At 72.5% G+C, this 440-nt stretch carries 1 protein-coding gene; it reads left to right on the top strand.

The genetic code is table 11. The annotated features are described in order from the left end of the window. On the top strand, positions 1-440 hold a 440-nt coding region (locus tag OF117_RS22110; RefSeq protein ID WP_263555017.1), incomplete at both ends, for a methyl-accepting chemotaxis protein.

The following is a 440-nucleotide window of genomic DNA, read 5'->3' on the forward strand; positions in this document are numbered from 1 at the left end:
TGCGTGAGGTGTTGAGCTCGGTGGTGTCCTCGGCGGATGCGGTGGCGGCCTCCAGTGAGGAGTTGTCGGCCAGCTCGGCGCAGATCTCGGCGTCGGCGGAGGAGACCTCGGCGCAGTCGGGGGTGGTCGCCGGTGCGGCCGAGGAGGTGTCCCGGAACGTGCAGACGGTGGCCGCCGGGGCCGAGCAGATGGGTGCGAGCATCCGGGAGATCGCCTCGAACGCGGCCGAGGCCAGCGAGGTGGCCGCCCGGGCGGTGGCCGCGGCGGCGAGCACGACGGCGACGGTGGCCAAGCTGGGCGACTCCTCGGCGGAGATCGGCAACGTGATCAAGGTGATCACCTCGATCGCGGAGCAGACCAACCTGCTGGCGTTGAACGCGACCATCGAGGCGGCCCGGGCCGGGGAGGCCGGCAAGGGGTTCGCGGTGGTGGCCAACGAG

It is taken from the genome of Geodermatophilus sp. YIM 151500, from assembly GCF_025716945.1.
GTDB lineage: Bacteria > Actinomycetota > Actinomycetes > Mycobacteriales > Geodermatophilaceae > YIM-151500.